The organism is Polaromonas sp. P1_F8 (assembly GCF_056405635.1).
Window position 1 is genome coordinate 93,006 of the sequence record NZ_JBFUBS010000002.1, and the last position, 25,257, is coordinate 118,262.

Sequence of the window (25,257 nt, forward strand, 5' to 3'; positions counted from 1 at the left end):
AAGCGGGCAACGCAATGAAAAAGATGGCCTGCAGGACATCCGCATTGGTTTTCAGTGTTCATTATTGACGAAATTTTCACCAAATGACTGAACGGAGTTTGCCGTGAAACGATTTGCGATCCCAAAAATGGCCATCAGCCTGCCCCTGGCGGTGCTGGCTGCCGCCATTCTCATCTTCATTAACGAGGCAAGCTTTCAGAAATCCACGGAGGCGGCGGCCAGTATTGAAGAGGCTCAGCAAACCCGCGGCGCCATCAACCGGTTGATGCAGCACATGCTGGACGCGGAAACCGGGCAGCGCGGCTACCTGCTGACCGGCGACGTTCGATATCTCGAGCCCTACAACTCCGCCCTGGCCGATATCGACCAGAACCTGGATGCCTTGCGCCGGCTGTTCACCCCTTACCAGGATCAACTTGCAGAGTTCGGGGTCATGTCCAGGCATGTTTCGCGCAAGCTGGCCGAAATGGACCTGAGCGTGCGCATGCGCAAGGAAGGCAACGAGGACGCCTGGAAATTTGTCCTGACCACGGACGTCGGAAAAGAGCATATGGAGGCGATTCGCGCGCAGTCCGCGAAACTGGCCTCCAACAGCGTCAGCAAAATGGAGCAGGGGCAGGTTCAGATCAAGAAGGCGCTGGAGCTCTCCCGCATCGGCATTGCGGCCATGGCTTTGGCGGGCTTGCTGGCTTTTTATATGTACCTCCTTCAAACCAAAGCGCTGCTTGCTTCCGGCCGGCGCGAGCAGGAATCCCTGCAACGCGAGCGCGACTTCCTCGAAATACAGGTACGTGAAAGAACCGCCAACCTGGCCGAGCTGGCTACCCACCTGCAAAATGTGCGCGAAGACGAACGGGGTCACCTGGCGCGTGAACTGCATGACGAATTGGGTGCGCTTTTGACCGCCGCGAAACTGGATGTGGCCCGATTGAAATCCCGCCTGGCAGGCAATCTGCCGGAAGCGGCTGAGCGGTTGACACACCTGACCAACACACTTAACAGCGGCATTGCGCTGAAACGCCGCATTGTGGAAGACCTCCGGCCGTCCTCCCTGTCGCACCTGGGCCTGGTCGCCTCTCTCGAGATCCTCGCACGCGAGTTTGAAGAACGCTCCGGACTCTCCATCACCACCGATCTGGAGCCTGTGGAACTCGGCGGCTCGGCGCAGCTGACCATCTACCGGCTGGTGCAGGAGTCACTGACAAACATCGGCAAATACGCAGAAGCCAGGCAAGCCGAGATCAGCCTTCACAACTTCGACAGCTACATCACGGTGGAAGTCAAAGACAACGGCAAAGGCTTCAAGCTTGAGAGCGTGGGCCCGGGAAGCCATGGCCTTGCCGGCATGCGCCATCGCGTCGAAGCCGCAGGCGGACGGCTGACGGTGTCCAGCACCGAAGGCGATGGCACGCGCATCTCAGCAGTGCTGCCCAAAACACTTTGACCGGTCTCTGAACGCGGCGCGGGGCAGGTCACCTGCTGCTGCGCGCTGCCCGCCAAAGGGCTCAACATCTCTCGGCTTTTCGAGGCACGCGCTGCGCTGCCAGCGTAACAAAATGTCGGCCACCTCCTACAGGGCGTGGCCGCTCGAACTGACAGGGGCACACGCTGGCAGCCGATGAAGGAAATTGAAGGCACTCATTAACCTTGCTGAAGGCGTTTCAAAAGAAGCACCACCCCTTTAAACAAGCAAGGAGACCGAGATGCTGCACTACTCCGTCGTTTTTCTGATCATCGCGCTGATCGCTGCCGTGTTCGGTTTTGGTGGCATCGCTGCAGGTGCCGTCGAGATCGCCAAGATCCTCTTTTTCATCTTCGCCGTCATGGCCATCGTGAGCTTTGTCATCAGCTTGCTCCGAAAGAATTGATCCAGCCATTCCGGGAGTGCCGAACGCTTTTTACGGGCGAGCGGCGCGCTCTCTCCTTGCATCTCCATCGTCATTCACTCAACTCACCAAGGACCTGACATGAACACCCAAACCGCCACCAAGACCGCCCGCCAAAGCTCGGATGAGTTGCTGCAGAACGCAGAAAAAGCCGTTGACTCCACCCGCAGCTATGCCAACGAGGCATTCGACAAAGCCGAAACCAAAGTGCGCGAACTGCGCGGCAGTGTGGACCCCGTCGTTGACATGCTGGCATCCAAGGCCCAGCACCTTGCCCGTCAGAGCCTCGATATTGCCTCTGAAGCCAAGCATCGCGCACAGCAGTCGCTGTCCAATGCCGCAGGTGCAACCACCCGTTATGTTGCCGAGCAACCCCTGCGTTCGGTGCTGATTGCCGCCGCCGTCGGCGCCGGCATCGCGCTGCTGGTGTCGTCTGCACGCCATCGCAACCATAACCGCTACTGATCGCCAGGCTCCCATCCGCCTTTCCCCTGTATCGACTACTACCACTGCACGCAGATTCGCCCCACCAATGCTTCACCCCCTGTTCTCCACCATCGTGCAGCGGCCTGACCTCGTCATGGACCATGTCTCTGCTTACGCGGCGCTCTTTCATGAAGAGGCTTCCGATGCGGGTGCCGAGCTGGTTGCACGGGCTGTGGCGTGGGTGATTGCGGTACTGGCGGCCGCCGTATTTTTGGGGCTCGCAGGAACAGCGGTCATGCTGGGGACGCTTCACAACCAGTTTCACTGGGCACTGGTGGCGGTTCCGGGCATTGCACTGGCCATCGCCATCGGGGCCGCATTGCGCGCGAGAAAACCTTTCGCGAATGAACGCTTTCCCGAGTTGAAAGCCCAGATTGACAGCGACGCGCGCGCATTGCGCATGGCCGCCTGAACCGATGTCCACCCTCACCGCCCCAACGCCGCAGGAAAGGCTGGCCAGCAGCCGCAAGGCCATTGTCCGGCACATGAGCCGGGAAAAGCTGGACCATGAAGAAAACCCGGGCAATGCAGAGACCGGCCCGGAGGATGATCCGGCGCACTTTCTCGACCGCGGAACCTGGGGCGTTCTCAAACATGCTTTGGGGAGCTGGTGGCGGCATCACCCGGTGAGCGTGGCAGTTGACATTGCCCGGCCGATGATTGACAGGTACGCCGAAGAAAAGCCGTTGCAGCTATTGGGTATTGCAGCCGCGGCAGGCGCCGCGGCGGTCGTGCTGCGGCCCTGGCGACTGGTATCACTTGGCGGCTTGCTGCTGGCCGCCCTCAAGACGTCCGAACTCCCGGGCACCTTGCTGTCCATGCTGTCTGGCGCGCCGCACAAGCCTGAAAAAACACCCTACACACGATGAACACCTCCACGCTTTCCCGCACCGCTCCCGACGAGCTGACGCTTGATGAAACAGGGCTGAACGCAGCCCGGAACAGCCTCAACGACGGCGCAATTACGCCGGCCTACGGGCCGCACCGCGATGCAATCGTCAAGCTGCTGAATGACGCATTGGCAACAGAACTGGTTTGCGTATTGCGCTACAAGCGGCACTACTTCACGGCCAGCGGTGTGTCGTCGCCGCCCATTGCCGACGAGTTCCTGGTCCACGCCAATGAAGAATCCGGACATGCGGACCGCATTGCCCGGCGCATTGTGCAGCTGGGCGGCGAGCCGGACTTTTCGCCGGCCACACTGCTGCAGCGCAGCCATGCGGATTACGACGAATCCAGTGACCTCAAAACCATGGTGCGGGTCAACCTGATCGCCGAACGCATCGCGGTTGAAACCTATCGCCAGATGATTGCGCTGATCGGTGACAAGGACCCCACGACACGCCGCCTCCTCGAAGATGTTCTTGCCGATGAGGAAGAGCATGCCGACGAGCTCAAGGACTGGCTGGAGAAATAACGATTACCGCAGGTCGGCCGGCGTGGTGCCGCCAGTCGACAGGCCTTTTTAACCATGCACCAGACGATTAAACCAACTTAGAGGAAAACAATATGAAATACGCTCGCGCAATTGCATTCGCCGCACTGGCAGGCATCACCATCATCGGCAGCGGCTGCGCCGTTGGGCGTGGACAGGAGACTGCTGGCGCCTATGTTGATGATGCTGCCATCACCACGTCCGTCAAGGCCAAGTTCATCGAGGACAAAACTGTTGCGGCGTCCTCCATCAAGGTGGAAACGCTCAATGGCACGGTTCAGCTGTCCGGCTTTGCCAAGTCCAGCGCTGAAAAAGCCCAGGCCGAAAACATTGCCCGCAATGTGAAGAACGTCAAGGGTGTGCGTAACGACATCGTCGTTCGTCCTTGAGCGTAAGCGGCTGAACAGGCCGGGCCACCGCGCAGGTGGCTAAAAAAAGCAGGCTACAGATAATCTGTGCCTGCTTTTTTCGTTGTGACCGGGCAGCGATGCGGTCACCGCAGCGCCTGGATCCTGCAGTTTTTGCAGATCCCAGGCCCGGGTGTTTTCAGTGGCAACTTCCATGCTGCTTGCGGTACAGCGCCGGATAAACAGGCGGCGCGCCTTTTGTCGATGCAAACAGTCCCAGCTTTGCGGCCTGGGCACGTTTTTCCGCCCGGGCATAGGGACCTGCATTGCCGCGGCTGCGGTAGGACCAGGCCATACCGTTTGTGACCATCCATTTGCCGGCATCTTCTCCGCTGAACACCACCCTGGCCAGGAGGCGGCCGTAGTCGTCGTGGTATTGGCCATGCACCGCCACACGCTTGCCCAGAAGCCGGCGCATCAGCGCATCGCGCGCGAGGGCTCCGCCCGGCTGGCAGATTTCCGGCGCGTCAATACCCTGAATGCGAATGCTGACCGGTTTACCCCCCGCTACCGGGCGCACCCGGACGGTGTCGCCATCAACCACATAGGTGACGATCCCGGGCCAGGCCGCGATGGGAGGCGAGGCTGTGCGCGCCGGCACGCTCCCATGCATGAGCGCCACCAGAAAGAACACGCCCACGGCCTTGACTACGGAATTTTTTGTCACGTTAATTTGCTACCAAATTGATAGCTGCTTGCGCCCGTCAATATTGACCTGAAGGCAGAAATCTTGATGAACATTGAAGATCGGCTGCTTCGTTTCCCTGCTGTCGTCGCCAGCGCGCAATAAAGCCATCAAGGCCGGGATGTGCGCAGAGACCGGAGGAGCATGAGTTTTCAGAGAACAAAAGAGAAGCGGGGGAAGCCCTGAATGTACTGTACAAATAAACAGCCTCGTTCTCGCCCCCGATCACGCTGTAACGATCCATCCTTCCAGCGTGTCCATTTCCACCGGCAAGCCGTAGCGGGGAGCGCCCTGCTGCGCCGCCCAGGCCGCCTGCATCAGGCACAGCACGGCGTCCAGGCTGTCGCCGCTGGCGTCGTCGGCGAGCAGGTCGCGCTGCGCGTGGCTGACCTTGAGGCGCAGCCCCAGACGCGTTTGGCCGTTCTCCAGCGCGGTGATCAGGTCTTTGCGTGCGATCAGCCGCTCGGGCGTCTGCCTGGCTTTGTCGTCGCTTTTGTAAGAACGGCTGCCCAGCACCTCGCGCGCCAGCAGGCCCGGGTAAGCTTCGAGCGCCACACGTTGGGTGTCGCCGTCATGCAGGCCGGGCAAGTGCACACCCGCCGCGAGCAAACGCGGCACACCGGCGTGCAGCATGTAGGCCACGGGTGGGTTGACCCATTTCATCGAGGGGCTGGAGCCGGCCGGGCCGTCGGCGGCACGATGGGCAAACTTGCCGCCCACTGGCCGCGCGTTGCAGAAGGCGGCAAAGGTGCTCCGGATGTCTTCGCGGCTCAAGGCAGCATAGTGGCGCATGCAGGCTTCCCACTGCAGCGGCCAGCCCAGATGCGCCACCAGTTCACGCGGCAGGCCAAATGGAAAATCAAACGCGCCCAGCCAGGGCTGGGGCTGCTGCAGCCAGTGCCCGAACGCCGCCAGGGACTCCAGCCGCTCTATTTTTGATAGCACGCAGCGCCCATGAGACATGGCCCCAAGGGCTAAAACAATGGGTTTTTTCTTCGTCGGGCTGCTGGAGAAATCGCAGCCAAGCAGCAAGGGCACTGTCATCGCGGCCTCAATCACGGCATCAGCCCAGCGCCAGCGCCATCACACCCGCCGCAATGCAGGCGGCGCCGATCAGGCGTAAAGCACGGTCGCCCTCGCCCAGCAGGTGGCCGCCTATCAGCGCGGCAAACAACATGGACACCTCGCGCGCAGGCGCCACATGCGACAGCGGCGCGGTCTGCATGGCGTACAGCACCAGCACATAGGACACGGGGCTGACGACGCCGACAAACACCGCGTACTTCCATTGCTGCTTCCACAACACCCTGGCCGCAGCGGGGTCGCGCAGCAAAGCGGGCGCCAGCACCAGCATGCGCAGCAGGCAGCCCATGTAATCCACCAGGATCGGCGACATCAGCAGAATCTTGACCGCATAGCCATCGACGACGGTGTAGCTGGCGATAAAGGCGCCGCTCAACAAGCCATAGACCATGCCCTTGCGCACCCGCTGGCGCTGCGCCGGGTCGTGCGAGGCGCGCCACAAGCCCGGCCCGCCGGCGACCAGAAACACGCCGCCCACGACACCCGCGATACCGGCCAGACCCAGCGCGGAAATCTGCTCGCCCAGCAGCACGATGGCGGCCAGCGACGACAGCAGCGGCCCCGAGCCCCGCGCCAGCGGATAGACCACGGTGAGGTCCGCCTTGCGGTAGCCGCGCAGCAGGACGATGTAATAGATGGTGTGCAGCAAGGCACTGGCACACAGCAGCAGCCATTCAGCCCAACCCCAGCGCGGCAACTCGGCAATGCCGAACCAGATGCCCAGCGGCGCCCACGCCACCAGCAGCACCAGGCCGGTAAAAGCGGCAAAGCGGGCATCACCGCCGGCCTTCTTGGCGGCGATGTTCCAGCTGGCGTGAATCAGTCCGGCGAGGAGTACGAGGGCCAGGGCGCCTGGAGACACGCGTCAGGCCTGGCGGTGCGCAGGCCTCAAACCCTGCCGCAGATGGAGGCGGTGGCCATCAGGTCTTCGAGCAGCGCGAACGAGACCTTGCCCGACACCGAATAAGGATCGAGTTCGGCTTTTTCGGAGTACTTGAGCAGGATGGAATGGTTGAGCTTGGACAGGTTGACCTGGCCCATGGTCCAGCCACCGAAGCGCCGCTCGGAGATTTCCTCGAAGTGCAGGAGGATCACGTCCTTGTGGCGGGCATCTTGCTGGATGTGGCCGAACAGTTCGCTGACCGCCATGCGGCCGCCTTCGATGGCCTGCAAAAAGATGCCGCCGCCGTAGCAGAGAATGCCGGTGATGCCGGACGAGGGGTTGTGCTGGCGCGACTGCGAGAGGATGCCCTCGATGGCCTCGGGGCTGGTGTCGACCGCGCGGCTTGCGTAAAGTAAACGGACGAGCATGGTTAGCCTTTCTGCGGGATCAAAGCGAGGAATTCGCGGCGCAATGTCGAATCCTTCAGGAAGACGCCGCGCATCACCGAGTTGATCATCTTGCTGTCCATGTCTTTGACGCCGCGCCAGGCCATGCAGTAGTGGCTGGCCTCCATCACGATGGCCAGGCCGTCGGGCTGGGTTTTTTCCATGATGAGGTCGGCCAGTTGCACCACCGCTTCTTCCTGGATCTGCGGGCGGCCCATGACCCATTCGGCCAGGCGCGCGTATTTTGAGAGGCCGATCACGTTGGTGTGCTCGTTGGGCAGCACGCCGATCCAGATCTTGCCGATGACCGGGCAGAAATGATGGGAGCAGGCACTGCGAACCGTGATGGGCCCGACGATCATCAACTCGTTGAGGTGCTCGGCGTTAGGGAATTCGGTGATGGTGGGAGGCGCTACATAGCGGCCCTTGAATACCTCGTTGAGGTACATCTTGGCCACGCGGCGCGCGGTGTTGTGGGTGTTGTGGTCGCCGGCGGTGTCGATCACCAGGCTGTCGAGCACGCCTTGCATCTTGACTTCGACTTCGTCCAGCAGCTTTTCGAGCTCGCCCGGTTCAATGAACTTGGCGATGTTGTCGTTGGCGTGAAAGCGCTTGCGTGCCTGGGCCAGGCGTTCGCGGATCTTGACGGAGACGGGCGTGCCCTCGTCGGTCGCGTCCTGGGGGGGCGTATCGGATTTCATAAGCATGCCAGATATTACCAGCCCGCCCCTAAACCGTCTTGTCCGGAATTTGATAAGGTTTTTGGCCTCCAGCCCTTTCCTCATGAGCGCAAGCAGCTATCAAATTCATAGCTAATGACATGAAGGCCAGGCTGGCACAAGACGCATCAATAACGCTGGCCTGCCACCAGCAGCGCCAGCCGCACCAGGGCATAGGCTATCCAGCCCCGCAGCCGCTGGCCAAAGGGGCGATGGCTGTGGTCGGCCGGCTCCATGCGCCGCCCCTGTTTCGCCATGGCCTCGCGCAGAATACCCGCCAGGCTTTCGGCAAAGGCCTTGTCCTCGACCACCACATTGGCCTCGCGGGCCAGCAGCAGGCTCAGGGGATCCAGGTTGGAGGAGCCCACGGTGGCCCAATGCCCGTCCACCACGGCCACCTTGGCGTGCAGGAAACCGGCCTCGTATTCATGGATTTCCACGCCGGCTTCCAGCAGGGCACCGTAGACGGGCCGGGCGGCATGGTATTGCATGAAGTACTCGTAGCGCCCCTGCAGCAGCAAGGTGACACGCACACCGCGTTTGGCCGCCCCGATGAGGGCGCGCCGCAGCTTGCCGCCCGGCAGGAAATAGGCGTTGGCAATGATGATTTCCCGGTGCGCCTTGCCGATGGCCCTGCGGTAGGCGCGCTCGATGCTGCTGCGATTGCGCAGGTTGTCGCGCAGGATCAGCGCTGCCTTGGGGCCGGCAACGCCAGACCCGTTACCCACCGCGAGCGATGTGGTGCCGGTACGCCCGCCATAGCCCGCTGCCCTGAAGTTCTCCCATGCGGCGGCCATGTGACGCTGCCGCGCACTGTAGCCAGCCTGCACACGCCACCACAGCAGCGCCATGGCATCGGCGGCCTCCTCCGCCAGCGGGCCGGTGGCAGCCACGGCGAAATCGACGCGCGGAGTCTGGAGCTCCCCGTGGTTGGGATCGTAGAAATCATCGAGCACATTGATGCCGCCGCAAAACACCGTGTGCTGGTCCACCACGCAGAGCTTGCGGTGCAGCCTGCGCCAGCGCTCGGGCAACAGCAGGCCCAGGCGGCTCAGGCCCGTCCCCAGGGGCGAGTACACGCACCAGTCGACTTTCGACGCCGCGAATTTTTCGCGCCACTCGGCCGGAAGGGGGCCGGTGCCTATGCCGTCGACCAGCACCTGCACTGTGACGCCGCGCAGGGCCGCGCGAACCAGGGCTTCAGCGACATCCGCGCCGGCGCCGTTGAAATCAAAAATATAGGTTTCCAGCTGAATCCAGGTCTGCGCCGCGTCCAGGGCCTTGACGAGTGCGGGGAAAAAATCCCGGCCGCCCTGGAGCAACTGCAACGCACCGGACTTGTGGAGTGGAAACATGGCCAGCGGCTTTTTTCCTGGAAGTATGGAGAGTTGGCGGGAAGGTCCATTCCATTTGAACCGACTGGCCGATGTTTGCCAATCCAGTGGAACGCCAAACTCACAAAGTGTTGCGCCTCTGCCCTGCGCTCACCGCTCAAGCCAGGAATTTCGGCAGGAGGAGCACCGCTTCCGCATTCGAAGGGGAAAAGCACAGGTCGGCGGCGGCGTAGTGCGGCAGCCATTGCCAGGCAACGTGCTCCCTGGGGCTGAGCTTTACATCGCACGCCTGGGGCAAGCACAGGCTGAAGACATGTTCGGTGTTGTGGGTGATGCCGGGCGCATACCTGGCGCGCCAGACTGGATAAATTTCGTAGACGTTGGACAGGCCCCAGTCGCGAAACTGGCCGGGCGCGGCTGCGATGCCGGTCTCTTCCAGCACCTCGCGCACCGCGGTCTGCAGCAAGGGCTCGCCCGCCATATCTTTGGAGCCTGTGATGCTCTGCCAGAAGCCCGGGTTGTCGGCGCGCTCGATCAGCAGCACGTCCAGCTGCGGTGTGTGAATGACGACCAGCACGGATTCGGGGATCTTGAAGGCTTTCAAGCTGTCCCCTCGTCACTCAGATGCGTGCGCTTGCTTGTGAGCGACAGGCTTTTCCGCCGGGCCGCCCCAAGGAAAAGAGCGCCCCCTCGGGGGGCAGGAAGCTACGCGCAGCGAGCGACCGTGGGGGCCACATTAAACTGGCTGTGGGTTGCGCAGGCGAATATGCAGTTCGCGCAGTTGTTTCTCGTCGACAGGGCTGGGCGCGTGCGTGAGCAGATCCTGCGCGCGCTGGGTTTTGGGAAATGCGATCACGTCGCGGATCGAGTCGGCGCCGGTCATCATGGTGACGATGCGATCCAGGCCGAAGGCCAGGCCGCCGTGGGGCGGTGCGCCGTACTGCAACGCGTCCAGCAGGAAGCCGAACTTCTGCTGCGCTTCCTCCGGGCCGATCTTCAGGGCATTGAACACCTTGCTCTGCACGTCCGCCTGGTGGATACGGACCGAACCGCCGCCCAACTCCCAGCCATTGAGCACCATGTCATACGCTTTGGCAATACAGCGGCCCGGGTCGGTGTCCATCCAGTCTTCGTGTCCGTCCTTGGGTGCGGTGAACGGGTGGTGCACCGCGCTCCAGCGCTGGCCTTCCTCGTCAAATTCGAACATCGGAAAATCAACCACCCACAGCGGCTTCCAGCCTTTGGTGAAGAGGCCGGTTTTCTTGCCGAACTCACTGTGACCGACTTTGAGGCGCAACGCGCCAATGCTGTCGTTGACGACCTTGGCCTTGTCGGCGCCGAAGAAAAGGATGTCGCCGTTCTGGGCCCCGGTGCGCTTGAGGATTTCCGCAATCGCCGCGTCATGGATGTTCTTGACGATGGGGCTTTGCAGGCCGTCACGGCCCTTGGTGATGTCATTGACCTTGATCCAGGCCAGGCCCTTGGCACCGTAGATCTTGACGAACTCGGTGTAGCCGTCGATCTCGCCGCGGCTCATTTCGGACCCGCCGGGAACGCGCAGGGCAACCACACGGCCGCCGGCAGTGGTGGCCGGCGTGCTGAAAACCTTGAAGTCCACCGTCGCCATGACTTCGGTGAGTTCCGTGAACTCCAGGTTCACACGCAAATCAGGCTTGTCGGAACCGAAGCGATGCATGGCTTCGCTGTAGGCCATCACCGGAAATTCGCCCAGGTCGGTGTTGAGCACGGTCTTGAAAATGTTGCTGATCATGCCCTGGAACAGGTCACGGATGTCCTGCTCGCCCATGAAGGACGTCTCGATATCGATCTGCGTGAATTCGGGCTGGCGGTCGGCGCGCAGATCTTCGTCGCGGAAGCACTTGGTGATCTGGTAGTAGCGGTCAAAACCGGCCACCATGAGCAGCTGCTTGAACAGCTGGGGGCTTTGCGGCAACGCGAAGAACATGCCTTCGTTGACGCGGCTGGGCACCAGGTAGTCGCGCGCGCCTTCGGGCGTGCTCTTGGTCAGCATCGGGGTTTCGATGTCGATGAAGCCGTTGGCGTCGAGGAACTTACGCGTTTCCATGGCCACGCGGTAACGCAGCATGAGGTTGTTCTGCATGTAGGGGCGGCGCAAATCCAGCACGCGATGCGTGAGGCGCGTCGTCTCCGACAGGTTGTCGTCGTCAAGCTGGAACGGCGGCGTCACGCTCGGGTTCAGCACGATCAGTTCGTGGCACAGCACCTCGACCTTGCCGCTTTTGAGGTTGTCGTTGGTCGTGCCTTCAGGGCGGGCCCGCACCACGCCTTTGACCTGCACGCAGAATTCGTTACGCACGCCTTCGGCGGTTTTAAACATGTCGGCGCGGTCCGGGTCGCAGACGACCTGGACATAGCCTTCGCGGTCGCGCAGGTCGATGAAAATCACCCCGCCATGGTCGCGACGGCGATTGACCCAGCCGCACAGGCTCACGGTTTGGCCCAGCAAGGCCTCGGTCACCAGACCGCAATAGTTCGAACGCATTTGGGAAACGATAGCCATAAAAATCTCGGACTTTCAGCGCCTCGCGCGCAGTGTTGCAATTTTCGCCGTTTAAAGGGGAGGGGTCAGCGGCCGCGGTACAGGTTTGGAGGGCACCACGACGCCCATGGAAATCACGTAGGTCAAAGCCTCATCGACGCTCATCTGGAGCTCAATGCAGTCGCTTCTTTTGAGCATCACAAAATAGCCACCGGTGGGATTGGGCGTGGTGGGTACATAAACACTCAGGTAGTCGCCCTGCAGGTGATTGACCACATCGCCGCCGGGCAGTCCCGTCAGAAAACCGATGGTCCAGACACCTTCACGCGGCCACTGCACCAACAAGGCCTTGCGAAAGGCATTGCCGTTTTCCGAAAACACCGTATCGGAGACCTGCTTTACGCTGGAATAGATGGAGCGGACGATGGGAATGCGGCTCAGGAACGAGTTGCCCCAGCGGACCAGTTTTTTACCGAAGAAATTGCTGGCGACCGCGCCCATCAGCAGCACGATCAGCAGCGTCAGCAACACGCCGAAACCGGGGATATGAAAACCCAGCAGCTTGTCGGGATGCCAGGAGCCAGGAAGAATCAGCAGCGTCTGGTCCAGCGTGCCGACAATCCAGTCGAGCACCCACAGCGTGATGGCCAGGGGCACCAGCACCAACAGTCCGGCCAGAAGCCATCGGCGGATCGAAGCCATCACGAAGAAGTCTTGGAAGAGGAGTCGCTGGCCGAAGCCTTGGCGGGCGCGGCCGGCGCGGGAGCTGCTGCGGTACTTGCCGGTGCGGCTGCACCGGAATCGGCCGGCTTGCTGTCCGCCCCGTTGCCGCTGGCAGTGCCGGCTTCGCCGCCGTCAGTCTTGGGCGCGGGCACACCCGTGCTGTTGCCGCCGCGGAAGTCCGTCACGTACCAGCCTGAGCCCTTGAGCTGGAAACCTGCGGCCGTGACCTGCTTTTTGAATGCGGGTTCGCCGCATTGCGGACACACCGAGAGGGGCGCATCGGAGATTTTTTGCAGAACGTCCTTGGCATGCCCACAGGACTCGCATTTATAGGCGTAGATTGGCATAGTGCTTAAGGCTTTGAGGGGCTGTCCCCGGGGTATTCCCGGGAATATCCCGGGGAATTTGCCTGGAAAAGGCTCCCAGATGCAAAGCCTTCAATTATAGGCCGTTGAGACCTTCCCCGGCCGGCCCTAAAACACCCGTACCCGCAGGACAAACTGCATGGCAATCAGCCCCAACACAAAGCCCAAACCGCCATAAATCAGGCTTTGCAGCAGTTTGTTGGTGCGCTTTTGCTCATACAGCAGTTCCTCAAGCTCGCGCCGGTTGATTCCGGGGGGTGATTTCAGGTACTGGGACAACAGGCGCGGCAAACCGGGTAGCAGCTTGGCATAAGCAGGCGCCTCCGCCTTGAGTTGCGCCAGCAGTTTTTCCGGTCCCACCTGCTCGAGCATCCATTTCTCGAGAAAGGGCTTGGCGGTGCTCCAGAGATCCAGGTCAGGGTCCAGCTCGCGGCCCAGGCCCTCGATGTTCAACAGGGTCTTTTGCAGCAGCACCAGCTGGGGCTGAATTTCGACATGGAAACGGCGCGAGGTCTGAAACAGACGCATCAGCACCAGGCCCAGCGAGATTTCCCTCAGAGGCCGGTCGAAGTAGGGTTCGCAGCAAGCGCGAATGGCGGCTTCCAGCTCGTCCACCCGCGTCTCGGGCGGAACCCAGCCAGATTCGAGATGCAACTCGGCCACCCGTTTGTAGTCGCGCTGAAAAAACGCGCTGAAATTCTGCGCGAGGTATTCCTTGTCGACCTCGGTCAGGGTGCCCACGATTCCGAAATCCAGCGAGATGTAGCGACCGAATGTTTCCGGCGCCAGACTGACCTGGATATTGCCGGGATGCATGTCGGCATGGAAGAAGCCGTCGCGGAACACCTGGGTGAAAAAAATGGTAACGCCGTCGCGCGCCAGTTTTTTCATGTCGACACCGGCATCGCGCAGGCGCTGGGCCTGGCTGATCGGAACGCCTTTCATGCGCTCCATCACCATGACGTCGGGCATGCAGAAGTCCCAGACCATTTCGGGGATCATCACCAGGTCAAGGTTCTGCATGTTGCGGCGCAGCTGGGCCGCGTTGGCCGCCTCACGCAGAAGGTCCAGCTCGTCGTGCAGGTATTTGTCAAACTCGGCCACCACCTCGCGGGGCTTGAGGCGCTTGCCGTCGGCAGAAGCGCCCTCCACCCAGCCCGCCATCATGTGCATCAGCGCCAGGTCTTTCTCAATGGCAGGCAGCATATTGGGCCGAAGCACCTTGACGGCCACTTCGCGGCCATTTGGCAAGATGGCGAAGTGCACTTGGGCAATCGAGGCGCTGGCTACGGGGATTTGTTCGAAGCTTGCAAAGATGCGGTCCAGCGGCCGGCCAAAGGCTTTTTCGATGATGGCGACGGCGACGGCGGACTCAAAAGGCGGCACCCGGTCCTGCAGGCGCGCAAGCTCGTCGGCGATGTCGGGCGGAAGCAGGTCGCGCCGGGTAGACATGACCTGGCCGAACTTGACAAAGATGGGGCCCAGGCTTTCAAGCGCTTCGCGCAGGCGCTCGCCGCGCGGCGCCTTCAGGTTGCGGCCCAGCGAAACGATGCGGGTCAGCAAACGGATCCAGGGACGCTCGAAACTGGAGAGCACCAGCTCATCCAGGCCAAACCGGAGCACGGTCCAGACAATAAAAACACCTCTGAAGAGGCGACTCATGCAGCAGGTGCTTTCACTGGCTCGGCATCGCCGCCTGCCGCAGAAGGACCCGCCTTGGGCGCCGTTTCAGAAGGTTGGGCGCCGGAGGTTGCTGCCGCGGACGAAGGAGGAACCGACGCAAGAGGTGTACTTGCCAAAAATTGCTTGAGCCCGGCAAAGATTCGCCGGCCGGCATCGGCCACTGCATGCGCAGGAGCATCACCGATCAGCCGGGAAAGGTCCTCTTCGGCATCCCAGCGCAGGTTTTCAGCCAGCCAGCCCAGTTCGGCGGCCAGCTGCACATCACCCTCAATTTTCACCGGCGGCGGCTTGCCGGCCAGCACAGACTGCATCACGGTCAGCGGCGATTCAGTAGCCACAGCCAGCAACAGGTCCGGCTTGGCAGCGGGCTGGGCCCGATCCACCAGGCCCGCGGGTGTCACCACCAGGTCAATCGCAAACAGGCCCCAGCGCAGATGCACCACGCGCCCCTTTTGCCGCAGCAGACGGTCCTGCGCCTGCTTTTCCTGCATCAGGACATGGTTCAGGAAGAGCACCAGCCGTTGCTGCCCCTCATCCACCACCCAGGCGGGCGGCTGAAAGCGGGTGGCAATGGATTCCAGAAATGAAAAAGGGGTCGTAGTGTTCATACGACCCCGATTTTGCAGGATAAAACGCCTGACAAGTTAAGCCCCCTATTTATCTATCAGCCGGGGCCGCGGAACCGGCTTTGCCGGGCCGCAGGCGCAGCGGCCCCCTCGGGGGGCAGGGAGCTGCACGCAGTGAGCGACCGTGGGGGCTACTGCAATGCCTGTACGCCAGCCACAAGCCAGCCGCTGCCGCCGCTGCGTGGCTTGGTCATGTTCCAGACTTCGCGGAAGGGGCTGGCGCCTGCGGAGGCGTCTTCGCGGATCATGCCGGAAAACTCCACGCTGGCCATGTAGACGTCGCTCAATTCTTCGATGCCGAGCAGCTGTGCATCCAGCATCACGACCTCGGTCTTGTTGACCACACCGCCGGTGTGCGACTCGCGGTCGGCAAGCTGGGTCTTGATCTGCTCGAGCATGTCGTCCGTCATCATGGCGCGCAGGTTCTGGATGTCGGAGCGGTCCCAGGCATCCTGCAGCGTGACGAAGTTGGCCTTGCTGGCCTTGAGGAAGCCTTCGGCGTCAAAACCAGCCGGGACGCCCCAGGACTGCGCACCCAGCAAGGCCGAGCCGATCATGGAACCGCCTGCGGGCGCTGCCGCATCGTATTTGTTGGCATCAAAAGCCATGCTGCTGCGCTCCCAGGGTCGTGCGGACGCATCGTTGCCGACGTTCTCAGGGCTGTAGTTCTTGGGGGTGGTGGCGTTGCCCGCACCCTGGAAGGCAAAAGGCGCCTGCCCGGGCGCAGAACCTTGCGCACCAGCCGCTCCGCCCTTGAATTTGCGCATGATGAAGCCGATCACCAGCATGACCACCAGCGCCAGCAAAGCGAACATGATGATCTGGCCGAAGGCGCCGCCCAGGCCCAGCGACGAAGCCAGCCACGCCAGGCCCAGGCCCGCAGCCAGGCCACCCAGCATGGCGCCCCAGGGTTTCTTGGGCGCAACAGGCGCCGGCGTTGCCGCAGGGGCCGCCGGTTTGGCGGCATTGGTGCCACCAGGCGCCGCCTCGCGCTTGGTCACGTTGGACGACTGTTTGCCAAAAGACGAGCCACCGCCCAGTCGTTTGGCGTCAGCAGCCGTTCCCCCCAGAGTCAGGGTTAACGCAAGCGCTGCGGAAAAAATTGCCGGCCAGATTTTCATATCGTCTCCTTGATCACGGTTTTGAGGCCGTTTGACTTTTCAACACTTGATTCCAACATGCAATGCCACAACTCCGCCTGTCATGTTGTGATAGTCCACATGGCCGAAACCACTTTTATGCATAAGGGCTTTCAGTTCGTCCTGGCCGGGGTGCATGCGAATTGATTCGGCGAGGTACTGGTAGCTTGAATCGTCATTGGCCACCAGCTTGCCGAGCCGCGGCAACACTTTGAAGGAATACCAGTCGTAAATTTTTTCCAGGGGCTTGGCCACTTTGGAGAACTCCAGCACCAGCAGCTTGCCGCCGGGCTTGAGCACGCGGTTCATTTCGCGTAGCGCGTCTTCCTTGTGCGTCATGTTGCGCAAGCCGAAGGCGACGGTCACCACGTCGAAGTTCGCATCGGGAAACGGCAGGTGCTCGGCGTCGCACACCAGGGTCGGCAAACTGACGCCGGCATCCAGCAGGCGGTTGCGACCTTCGCGCAGCATGGCTTCGTTGATGTCGGTGTGGACAACACGCCCGGTGCTGCCAACTTTGGGGGCAAAGGCCAGCGCCAGGTCGCCGGTGCCACCGGCGATGTCCAGCACCTGATAGCCTTCTTTGACGTTGGCCACCAGCACGGTGTAGGCCTTCCAGGCGCGGTGCAGGCCCATGGACATCAGGTCGTTCATCACGTCGTATTTGGGCGCGACGGAATCGAACACCCCGCGCACGCGGCGTGCCTTATCCTGCTCGTCGACGGATTCAAAACCGAAATGGGTACTGCTCATACCATCAATGCTAGAGGGCAAAGGTGTAATTGCTCTCGACAACCCTGAGCTGACATGGGGCATTGCGGCTTATTGCCCGCTTTTATGCTGGAAAAACAACAGTGGCGCGAAATGCGTATTCGCCGCCGCACCGCTCGCGCGGAATCAGTGGCTTGCACAGCCATGGCCGCCGGGGGCGGCCATGGGTGCGTCGCGCTCAACACCGGCCGCCTGCAGGCGCCTCTGGTACTCGTCCCATAGCTGGGCCTGATCGGTGCCTAGTTTGTAGAGGTAGTCCCACGAGAAGATTCCGCTCTCATGGCCATCGGAAAACACGGGCTTGACCGCGTAATTGCCAATAGGCTCGAGCTCAACCACATTCACTTCGCGCTTGCCGGTTTGCAGGATTTCCTGGCCTGGGCCATGGCCCTGCACCTCTGCCGAGGGCGAGTAGACGCGCATGAGTTCAAACGGAATCCTGAATTCGGCGCCGTCGGAGAACGCGATTTCAAGAATGCGCGACTGGCTGTGAACCGTCAGTGCGGTGGGCGTGGGTGAACCGGGTTGAAGGCCTGCCATGGGAAATCGCTTTCTGAAAAGAAAAGGCCGGACGCATCAGGCCTTCGTGAGGATTCGGCTTCCTGGCAATAAGCCCGTTGACATCAAAACCAGAAACTGCCCTAGACCAGCACCCGCTCGATGCCGCCGTGGTTGGCCGCCTCCACATACGTGGGCAACCACTCCTTGCCGAGGATCTGATTGGCCATTTCCACCACGATGTAGTCCGCCTCGAGCAGGCCGTTTTGCAGATCGTTGCCGTAGCGCGAGAGCCCTTGCAGGCAACTCGGGCAGCTGGTGAGGATCTTCACGTTTCCCGCCTCGGCAACGGCGCCAGCTTCGCGAAGCTGGGCTTCGCCCTTGCGCAACTCTTCCTCCTTGCGAAAGCGGATCTGCGTGGAAATGTCCGGCCGGGTAACGCCCAGCGTGCCCGACTCACCGCAGCAGCGGTCATTTTTGAGCACGTTGTCGCCCAGCAGCGCCTTGACGGTCTTCATCGGCTCCTGCAGCTTCATGGGGCTGTGGCAGGGGTCGTGGTAGAGGTAGCCTGCGCCCGGCTGGTCGGTGCGCAGGGTGATGCCTTTTTCGAGCAGGTATTCGTGGATGTCGATGATGCGGCAGCCCGGGAATATCTTGTCGAATTCGTAACCCTGCAACTGGTCGTAGCAGGTGCCGCAGCTCACCACCACGGTCTTGATGTCCAGGTAGTTCAGCGTGTTGGCCACGCGGTGGAACAGCACCCGGTTGTCGGTGATGATTTTCTCGGCCTTGTCGAACTGGCCGCTGCCGCGCTGCGGGTAGCCGCAGCACAGGTAGCCCGGCGGCAGCACAGTTTGCACGCCCGCGTGCCAGAGCATGGCTTGCGTGGCCAGGCCGACCTGGCTGAAGAGGCGCTCGGAGCCGCAGCCGGGGAAATAAAACACCGCCTCGGTTTCCGACGTGGTGCTCTTGGGGTTGCGAATGATCGGGACGTAGTCCTTGTCCTCGATGTCCAGCAGCGCCCGTGCAGTCTTTTTGGGCAGGCCACCCGGCATCTTCTTGTTGATGAAGTGGATCACCTGCTCTTTCACGGGCGACTTGCCTACCGTGGCCGGTGGCAACGCCGTCTGCTTGCGCGCCAGCCGGCGCAGCAGGTCATTGGCCAGCCGCTGGGCCTTGAAACCCACATCTACCATGGCACTGCGCATGAACTTGATGGTTTGCGGATTGGTCGCGTTCAGGAAGATCATGGCGGCGGCGTTGCCGGGCCGAAAGGACTTCTGCCCCATCTTGCGCAGCAGGTTGCGCATGTTCATGGAGACTTCGCCGAAATCGATGTCCACCGGGCAAGGCGTCAGGCACTTGTGGCACACCGTGCAGTGGTCAGCCACGTCCTCGAACTCTTCCCAGTGCTTGATGCTTACGCCGCGCCGGGTCTGCTCTTCATACAGAAAAGCCTCGACCAGCAGCGATGTGGCCAGAATCTTGTTGCGCGGGCTGTACAGCAGGTTGGCGCGCGGCACATGGGTGGCGCACACCGGTTTGCACTTGCCGCAACGCAGGCAATCCTTCACGCTGTCGGCAATGGCGCCGATGTCCGACTGCTGCATGATCAACGACTCATGCCCCATCAAGCCGAAGCTGGGGGTATAGGCATTGGTCAAGTCGGCATGCAAGATCGGTTTAGCATCGTTTTTGGCCTGCAGCCCGCTTCCACCGTGCGCGAGCAGCTCCTGATTTCGTAGCAGCTTGCCTTTGTTGAAGCGGCCTTCCGGATCGACTTTTTGCTTGTATTCGGTAAAGGGCCGCAGCTCTTCGTCGGTCAGGAACTCCAGCTTGGTGATGCCGATGCCGTGTTCCCCGGAGATCACGCCATCCAGTGAGCGGGCCAGCACCATGATGCGCGCCACCGCCACATGCGCGGTCTGCAGCATCTCGTAGTCGTCGCTGTTGACTGGGAGGTTGGTGTGCACGTTACCGTCGCCGGCGTGCATGTGCAGCGCCGCCCAGACACGCCCCTTGAGCACACGCTTGTGGATGGCATTGCATTCTTCGAGGATGGGCAAAAACGCGCCGCCTGAGAAGATCGACTGGAGCTGGGCGCGGATATCGGTTTTCCAGCTGGCGCGCAGCGAGTGGTCCTGCAGTTGCGGGAACAAGGTGGCCACGCCTGCCAGCCAACCGGACCAGCGGGCCCGTACGTCAGCCACCAGCGCCAGCGCCTGGGCTACCCGGTCTTCCAGCAGCTCCGCCGAAGGAATGTCGTTGGCATCGTCCGATTTGCCCAAAGGCAGGTTGCCCTTGAGGAAAAATGCCTCCAGCTCGTCGCACAGGCGTATCTTGTTGGCAAGGCTGAGCTCGATATTGATCTGCTCGATGCCGTCGGTATATTCGGCCATACGGGGCAGCGGAATCACCACGTCTTCATTGATCTTGAAGGCATTGGTGTGCTTGGAGATCGCGGCGGTGCGCTTGCGGTCCAGCCAGAATTTCTTGCGGGCGTCAGGGCTGATGGCGATAAAGCCTTCGCCGTGGCGCGAGTTGGCAATGCGCACGACTTCCGACGTGGCGCGCGCCACGACATCAGCGTCGTCGCCGGCAATGTCGCCAAACAGCACCATCTTCGGAAGGCCGCCATGCTTTTTCGATTTGGTCGCGTAGCCGACTGCCTTCAGGTAGCGGTCGTCCAGGTGCTCCAGCCCCGCGAGGATGGCACCGCCGCGCTTTTGCTCGGCGAACATGAAATCCTTGATCTCGACGATGCTGGGCACGGCATCCTTGGCATTGCCGAAGAACTCCAGGCACACGGTGCGGGTGTGCGCCGGCATGCGGTGCACGATCCAGCGCGCGCTGGTGATGAGGCCGTCGCAGCCCTCTTTCTGGATGCCGGGCAAGCCGCTCAGGAACTTGTCTGTCACGTCTTTGCCCAAGCCTTCCTTGCGGAAAGTCTTGCCGGGAATATCCAGCCGCTCGGTGCGGATAGGCGTTTTGCCGTCGGCTTCGAAATACTGAAGATCGAAGCTGGCCATCTCGGCATCATGGATCTTGCCGAGGTTGTGGCCCACGCGCGTGACTTCCAGCCACTCGGCCTGTGGCGTGACCATGCGCCACGAAGCCAGGTTGTCCAGCGCCGTGCCCCACAGCACGGCCTTCTTGCCGCCCGCGTTCATCGCGATGTTGCCGCCTATGCAGGAGGCTTCGGCAGAGGTCGGGTCGACCGCGAACACAAAGCCGCCGCGCTCGGCCGCATCGGCCACACGCTGGGTGACCACGCCGGCTTCAGTCCACACGGTAGCCACTGGCTTGTCAACGCCGGGCAACGAAACCATTTCGACCTCGGTCATGGCTTCGAGTTTTTCGGTATTGATGACAGCCGACTTCCAGGTCAACGGAATCGCCCCGCCGGTGTAACCGGTTCCGCCGCCGCGCGGCACGATTGTCAGGCCGAGCTCGATACAGGCCTTGACCAGGCCGGCCATTTCGACTTCGGTGTCGGGCGTCAGCACCACAAAGGGGTATTCGACACGCCAGTCAGTCGCATCGGTGACATGTGACACCCGCGAGAGGCCGTCGAACTTGATGTTGTCTTTGAGCGTCAGTTTGCGCAGCTTGCGTTCCGTCAGACGGCGAAGGTCGTACATCTCACTGAAGGAGGTGTAGAAGCGGGCGACGGCGCCGCGAGCGGCGTCGAGCAGTTCGCCCACAATGGCGTCGCGCTGCTGGTCTGCATCCGGGGTGCGGCGTTTTTCGACTTCAGTCAGCCGGTGCTGCAAGGCGTCAACCAGCAGCTTGCGCCTCTTGGGGTTGTCGAGCAGGTCGTCCTGCAAATAGGGGTTGCGCTGCACGACCCAGACATCGCCCAGCACTTCATACAGCATGCGCGCGGAGCGGCCGGTGCGGCGCTCGTCGCGCAGGCGGTTCAGCAGGTCCCAGGCCCGTTCGCCGAGCAGGCGGATGACCACCTCGCGGTCGGAAAACGAGGTGTAGTTATAGGGAATCTCGCGGATGCGGGCTTCGCCAGCCTTTGCGTCATCGGCAAAGACGTTCAATTCTTGGAGGGTAGTAGGGGCGTTCATCGTGAAAAGCCAGCGGCTTCGGACCCGTGTCCAGCGCTGTTGCCCTATATTACCGCAGCGCAACATTTATCCGTGGCGCATGGAAGTCGTATGTGTCCTTATGGAAATCCCGCTTGTCGGGAAGCCCGCAAATCGATTAAATCGCGTGTCACAAACAGTTTTTACACTGTCCCGTTTAACGTGGCGCGCCCCGGTGCGCGTCCAATCCCAGGAGTTTTAATGAAAAACCGTCTCTCAGCATTCGCCTTCGCGGCCCTCGGCCTGTGTGCGCCGCTGGCCAGCCAGGCCCAGACCGAGATCCAGTGGTGGCATTCAATGACGGCCGTCAACGGCGAATGGGTCAATGACCTGGCCAAGCAATTCAATGAGAGCCAGAAGGAATACAAGGTAGTACCCACCTTCAAGGGCACGTACGACGAATCCATGACGGCCTCCATCGCGGCCTTCCGCGCCGGCAATGCGCCGCATATCCTTCAGGTGTTTGAAGTAGGCACCGCCACGATGCAGGCCAGCAAGGGAGCCATCGTCCCGGTCGGCAAGATCATGCAGGACGCCGGAGAAAAATTCGACCCGAAAGCCTACATACCCGCTGTCGCCGGCTACTACACCGCGCCGAACGGCCAGATGTTGAGCTTTCCGTTCAACAGCTCCACCACCATCTTCTATTTCAACAAGGACGCGTTCAAGGCTGCGGGCCTGCCGACCGACAAGGCCCCTGTCACCTGGCCTGAAGTCGTCAACGCCGCCGCCAAACTGAAGGCATCCGGTCACAAGTGCCCCTTCACGACCGCCTGGCAGAACTGGACGCAGGTGGAAAGTTTCTCGGCCTGGCACAACGTCGAGTTCGCCACCAAAGCCAACGGCCTGCAGGGCCTGGATGCGCGCCTGAAGGTGGATTCGCCGCTGCATGTGCGCCACATCGAGAACCTGGCCAACATGGCCAAGCAGGGCCTCTTTGTCTACAAGGGCCGCGGCAATGTACCGGAAGCCAGCTTCGTGTCGGGCGAATGCGCCATGATCAACACGTCTTCGGGCTTTTACGGCAATGTGGCCAAGAACGCCAAGTTCGCCTACGGCCTGGCCCCTCTACCTTACTACCAGGACGTTCCCGGCGCGCCGCAGAACACCGTGATCGGCGGCGCCAGCCTCTGGGTAATGTCGGGCAAGAAAGCGGAGGAATACAAGGGCGTGGCCAAGTTCTTCAGCTTCATCTCCACACCTGAAGTGCAGTCGGCCAGCCACAAGCGCACCGGTTACCTGCCCGTGACGATGGCCTCGTATGACTTGACCGAAAAGTCCGGCTTCTACAAACAGAACCCGGGCACCGATGTCGCGGTCACGCAGATGATCCGCAAGGTCACGGACAAGAGTCGCGGCATCCGTCTGGGTAACTATGTGCAGATTCGCGCGATCGAGGACGAAGAGCTCGAGCAGGTCTGGAATGGCAAGAAATCGGCCAAGGAAGCGCTGGGCTCCATCGTCAAGCGCGGCAACGAGCAGCTTGAGCGCTTCCAGAAAGCCAACAAGGGCTGATCGCCCAAGAGACAGAGCAGGCCCGCACGGCGGGCTAAACTCAGCCCGCTGCGCCCTCTCTCCCTCATCAGGGAAGGCCAGGCGGGTTTTTATGTTTTAGCACTCACAAGTTTTTGCCCACTGAAGGCCTTATGGAAAAACGCGTTGTCTTCCGATCCAGCTGGTTGCCCTGGCTGCTGCTGCTGCCGCAAATGGCGGTCATTTTGGTGTTCTTCTTCTGGCCGGCGGGGCAGGCCCTGCTGCAGTCGCTGCAACAGCAAGATCCTTTCGGCACCTCCATCGAGTTCGTCGGCCTGGACAATTTCAGGCAACTGCTGGATGACCCGAGCTACGTCGAGTCGTTCAAGACGACCGCTTTTTTCTCAGTGATGGTCGCCGGCATCGGCATCAGCCTGTCACTGTTGCTGGCGGTGTTTGCCGACCGCATCGTGCGCGGCGGCATGTTCTACAAAACCATGCTCGTGTTGCCCTACGCGGTGGCCCCGGCTGTGGCGGCCGTGCTGTGGGTTTTCATGTTTTCGCCCTCGCTCGGCGTGGTGGCCTATGCATTGGGCAAGATAGGCATCAACTGGAACCATCTGCTCGACTCCGGCCACGCCATGACGCTGATCGTGATGGCCTCGGTGTGGAAGCAGATTTCCTATAACTTCCTGTTTTTCCTGGCGGGCCTGCAGTCCATACCGAAATCGCTGATCGAGGCCGCTGCGATTGACGGTGCCCGCCCATGGCGCCGCTTCTGGACCATCCAGTTCCCGCTGCTATCGCCCACGACCTTCTTCCTGCTGGTGATCAACGTGGTCTATGCCTTCTTCGACACCTTTGCCATCGTCGATGCCGCCACGCAGGGCGGGCCAGGCAAGGACACGGCCATCCTGGTCTACAAGGTGTATTACGACGGCTTCAAGGCCATGGACCTGGGCGGCTCGGCTGCGCAGTCGGTGGTGCTGATGGTGATCGTGGTGGCTTTGACAGTCATCCAGTTCCGCTACGTCGAGAAGAAAGTTCAATACTGATGAAAACGACAACAAAAAACACGACGGGAGCCCACCATGGTTGAAAAACGCGGAACCCACGGCATCCTCGCCCACGTCATCGTGATCCTGGGCGTCTTTATCGTCGCCTTCCCCCTCTACCTGGCCTTTGTGGCCTCGACCCACACGGCGCAGGAAATCGTGCAGGCGCCCATGCCGATGCTGCCGGGCACCAACATGCTCGACAGTTACAAGGCGGCGCTGTTCGGGCGCGAATCGGCAGCCGGCTCCAACGCACCGGTGGCGCACATGATGTGGGTCAGCTTCGTGACAGCCATGGTGATCGCCATCGGCAAGATCACGATCTCGCTGCTGTCGGCATTCGCCATCGTGTACTTCCGGTTTCCGTTCAAGAAGACCTGCTTCTGGGCCATCTTCGTGACACTGATGCTGCCGGTGGAGGTGCGCATTTTGCCCACCTACAAGGTGTTGTCGGACTTGAACATGCTCAACACCTATGCAGGCCTCACAGTGCCGCTGATTGCCTCGGCCACGGCGACCTTTTTGTTCCGCCAGTTTTTCCTGACGGTGCCAGAAGAGCTGACCGAAGCATCGCGCATGGATGGCGCCAGCCCCATGCGTTTTTTCTTTGACGTGCTGCTGCCACTGTCGAAAACCTCGATCGCGGCGCTCTTCGTCATCCAGTTCATTTATGGCTGGAACCAGTACCTCTGGCCGCTGCTGGCCACGACCAGTGAAGACATGTACCCGGTGGTCGTTGGCATCAAGCGCATGATCGCCGGCGGCGACGGCCAGAACGAATGGAACGTGGTCATGGCCACCGCGATTCTGGCGATGCTGCCGCCCGCCCTGGTGGTGGTGCTGATGCAGAAATGGTTCGTCAAGGGCCTGGTCGACACCGAGAAATAACAGCTGCAACCCAGAGCGGCCCAGACTGCCAAGAACAACCAAGACACAACGGAAATA

The 25,257-nt window shown here is 61.4% G+C and carries 26 protein-coding genes; 10 read left to right on the plus strand and 16 right to left on the minus strand.

The window, feature by feature from the left end:
- Positions 1-103: 103 nt before the first annotated feature.
- The 7 genes from AC1D1J_RS09350 (at position 104) to AC1D1J_RS09380 (ending at position 4,196) form a co-directional block, all read left to right on the plus strand.
- Complete coding sequence (locus tag AC1D1J_RS09350) at positions 104-1,444, plus strand: sensor histidine kinase (protein ID WP_457279638.1); 1,341 nt, start codon at positions 104-106, stop codon at positions 1,442-1,444.
- Between the two features lie 259 nt (positions 1,445-1,703).
- On the plus strand, positions 1,704-1,868 hold the full coding sequence (locus AC1D1J_RS09355) for a DUF1328 domain-containing protein (protein ID WP_457279639.1): 165 nt from the start codon (positions 1,704-1,706) through the stop codon (positions 1,866-1,868).
- A 99-nt stretch (positions 1,869-1,967) separates the two neighbouring features.
- The gene (locus AC1D1J_RS09360) at positions 1,968-2,351 is read left to right on the plus strand and encodes a glycine zipper domain-containing protein (RefSeq protein WP_477686025.1); all 384 of its coding nucleotides are present in this window, start codon (positions 1,968-1,970) and stop codon (positions 2,349-2,351) included.
- 67 nt (positions 2,352-2,418) lie between these two features.
- Positions 2,419-2,784: a hypothetical protein gene (locus tag AC1D1J_RS09365; protein ID WP_477694539.1), complete on the plus strand. Its 366-nt coding sequence runs from the start codon at positions 2,419-2,421 to the stop codon at positions 2,782-2,784.
- Between the two features lie 4 nt (positions 2,785-2,788).
- Complete coding sequence (locus AC1D1J_RS09370; RefSeq protein ID WP_477694540.1) at positions 2,789-3,241, plus strand: hypothetical protein; 453 nt, start codon at positions 2,789-2,791, stop codon at positions 3,239-3,241.
- Positions 3,238-3,789 carry a ferritin-like domain-containing protein gene (locus tag AC1D1J_RS09375; RefSeq protein ID WP_477686028.1) on the plus strand — a complete coding sequence of 184 codons (552 nt, stop codon included), beginning with the start codon at positions 3,238-3,240 and terminating at the stop codon, positions 3,787-3,789. Before AC1D1J_RS09370 ends, AC1D1J_RS09375 begins: the two co-directional genes overlap by 4 nt.
- 92 nt (positions 3,790-3,881) lie before the next feature.
- Positions 3,882-4,196: a BON domain-containing protein gene (locus AC1D1J_RS09380; RefSeq protein ID WP_457279644.1), complete on the plus strand. Its 315-nt coding sequence runs from the start codon at positions 3,882-3,884 to the stop codon at positions 4,194-4,196.
- A 157-nt stretch (positions 4,197-4,353) separates the two neighbouring features.
- Here AC1D1J_RS09380 and AC1D1J_RS09385 read toward each other — a convergent pair whose 3' ends face one another.
- The 16 genes from AC1D1J_RS09385 to AC1D1J_RS09460 all read right to left on the minus strand — a co-directional run bounded on the left by AC1D1J_RS09385 (position 4,354) and on the right by AC1D1J_RS09460 (position 21,766).
- Positions 4,354-4,881 (minus strand): thermonuclease family protein, encoded by a 528-nt coding sequence (locus AC1D1J_RS09385; RefSeq protein WP_477694541.1) that lies wholly within the window; start codon positions 4,879-4,881, stop codon positions 4,354-4,356.
- Positions 4,882-5,124: 243 nt separating this feature from the next.
- Positions 5,125-5,943 (minus strand): DUF429 domain-containing protein, encoded by an 819-nt coding sequence (locus AC1D1J_RS09390; protein WP_477694542.1) that lies wholly within the window; start codon positions 5,941-5,943, stop codon positions 5,125-5,127.
- Positions 5,944-5,962: 19 nt separating this feature from the next.
- The gene (locus tag AC1D1J_RS09395) at positions 5,963-6,844 is read right to left on the minus strand and encodes an EamA family transporter (protein WP_477694543.1); all 882 of its coding nucleotides are present in this window, start codon (positions 6,842-6,844) and stop codon (positions 5,963-5,965) included.
- 26 nt (positions 6,845-6,870) lie between these two features.
- Positions 6,871-7,293 (minus strand): BLUF domain-containing protein, encoded by a 423-nt coding sequence (locus AC1D1J_RS09400; RefSeq protein ID WP_348045618.1) that lies wholly within the window; start codon positions 7,291-7,293, stop codon positions 6,871-6,873.
- Positions 7,294-7,295: 2 nt separating this feature from the next.
- Complete coding sequence (gene folE / locus AC1D1J_RS09405; RefSeq protein WP_477686032.1) at positions 7,296-8,018, minus strand: GTP cyclohydrolase I; 723 nt, start codon at positions 8,016-8,018, stop codon at positions 7,296-7,298.
- Between the two features lie 140 nt (positions 8,019-8,158).
- On the minus strand, positions 8,159-9,385 hold the full coding sequence (gene clsB, locus AC1D1J_RS09410) for a cardiolipin synthase ClsB (protein WP_477694544.1): 1,227 nt from the start codon (positions 9,383-9,385) through the stop codon (positions 8,159-8,161).
- A 136-nt stretch (positions 9,386-9,521) separates the two neighbouring features.
- Positions 9,522-9,968, minus strand: coding sequence for a dihydroneopterin triphosphate diphosphatase (nudB, locus tag AC1D1J_RS09415; RefSeq protein ID WP_477686034.1), 447 nt, complete (start codon positions 9,966-9,968; stop codon positions 9,522-9,524).
- A gap of 132 nt (positions 9,969-10,100) precedes the next feature.
- Positions 10,101-11,906: an aspartate--tRNA ligase gene (gene aspS, locus AC1D1J_RS09420; RefSeq protein WP_457279652.1), complete on the minus strand. Its 1,806-nt coding sequence runs from the start codon at positions 11,904-11,906 to the stop codon at positions 10,101-10,103.
- Between the two features lie 51 nt (positions 11,907-11,957).
- Positions 11,958-12,587 (minus strand): DUF502 domain-containing protein, encoded by a 630-nt coding sequence (locus tag AC1D1J_RS09425; RefSeq protein WP_477686036.1) that lies wholly within the window; start codon positions 12,585-12,587, stop codon positions 11,958-11,960.
- Entirely contained in the window at positions 12,587-12,955 is a 369-nt protein-coding gene (locus AC1D1J_RS09430) for an FmdB family zinc ribbon protein (protein WP_477694545.1), read from the minus strand. Before AC1D1J_RS09430 ends, AC1D1J_RS09425 begins: the two co-directional genes overlap by 1 nt.
- A 126-nt stretch (positions 12,956-13,081) precedes the next feature.
- Positions 13,082-14,635: a ubiquinone biosynthesis regulatory protein kinase UbiB gene (gene ubiB, locus AC1D1J_RS09435; protein WP_477694546.1), complete on the minus strand. Its 1,554-nt coding sequence runs from the start codon at positions 14,633-14,635 to the stop codon at positions 13,082-13,084.
- The gene (locus AC1D1J_RS09440) at positions 14,632-15,264 is read right to left on the minus strand and encodes a hypothetical protein (protein ID WP_477686039.1); all 633 of its coding nucleotides are present in this window, start codon (positions 15,262-15,264) and stop codon (positions 14,632-14,634) included. Before AC1D1J_RS09440 ends, ubiB begins: the two co-directional genes overlap by 4 nt.
- 149 nt (positions 15,265-15,413) lie before the next feature.
- On the minus strand, positions 15,414-16,403 hold the full coding sequence (locus AC1D1J_RS09445) for a Tim44 domain-containing protein (protein ID WP_477694547.1): 990 nt from the start codon (positions 16,401-16,403) through the stop codon (positions 15,414-15,416).
- Positions 16,404-16,442: 39 nt separating this feature from the next.
- Entirely contained in the window at positions 16,443-17,174 is a 732-nt protein-coding gene (gene ubiE / locus AC1D1J_RS09450; RefSeq protein ID WP_457279658.1) for a bifunctional demethylmenaquinone methyltransferase/2-methoxy-6-polyprenyl-1,4-benzoquinol methylase UbiE, read from the minus strand.
- Between the two features lie 144 nt (positions 17,175-17,318).
- On the minus strand, positions 17,319-17,732 hold the full coding sequence (locus AC1D1J_RS09455; protein WP_477686042.1) for a gamma-butyrobetaine hydroxylase family protein: 414 nt from the start codon (positions 17,730-17,732) through the stop codon (positions 17,319-17,321).
- A 101-nt stretch (positions 17,733-17,833) separates the two neighbouring features.
- Positions 17,834-21,766, minus strand: coding sequence for a DUF3683 domain-containing protein (locus tag AC1D1J_RS09460; RefSeq protein ID WP_477686043.1), 3,933 nt, complete (start codon positions 21,764-21,766; stop codon positions 17,834-17,836).
- A gap of 219 nt (positions 21,767-21,985) precedes the next feature.
- Between AC1D1J_RS09460 and ugpB the strand changes: the two genes are divergently transcribed.
- The 3 genes from ugpB (at position 21,986) to ugpE (ending at position 25,200) form a co-directional block, all read left to right on the plus strand.
- Positions 21,986-23,299, plus strand: coding sequence for a sn-glycerol-3-phosphate ABC transporter substrate-binding protein UgpB (gene ugpB, locus AC1D1J_RS09465; protein ID WP_477686044.1), 1,314 nt, complete (start codon positions 21,986-21,988; stop codon positions 23,297-23,299).
- 131 nt (positions 23,300-23,430) lie between these two features.
- Positions 23,431-24,312, plus strand: coding sequence for a sn-glycerol-3-phosphate ABC transporter permease UgpA (gene ugpA / locus AC1D1J_RS09470; RefSeq protein ID WP_477686045.1), 882 nt, complete (start codon positions 23,431-23,433; stop codon positions 24,310-24,312).
- A gap of 36 nt (positions 24,313-24,348) precedes the next feature.
- Positions 24,349-25,200, plus strand: coding sequence for a sn-glycerol-3-phosphate ABC transporter permease UgpE (gene ugpE, locus AC1D1J_RS09475; protein ID WP_477669825.1), 852 nt, complete (start codon positions 24,349-24,351; stop codon positions 25,198-25,200).
- Positions 25,201-25,257 lie beyond the last annotated feature (57 nt).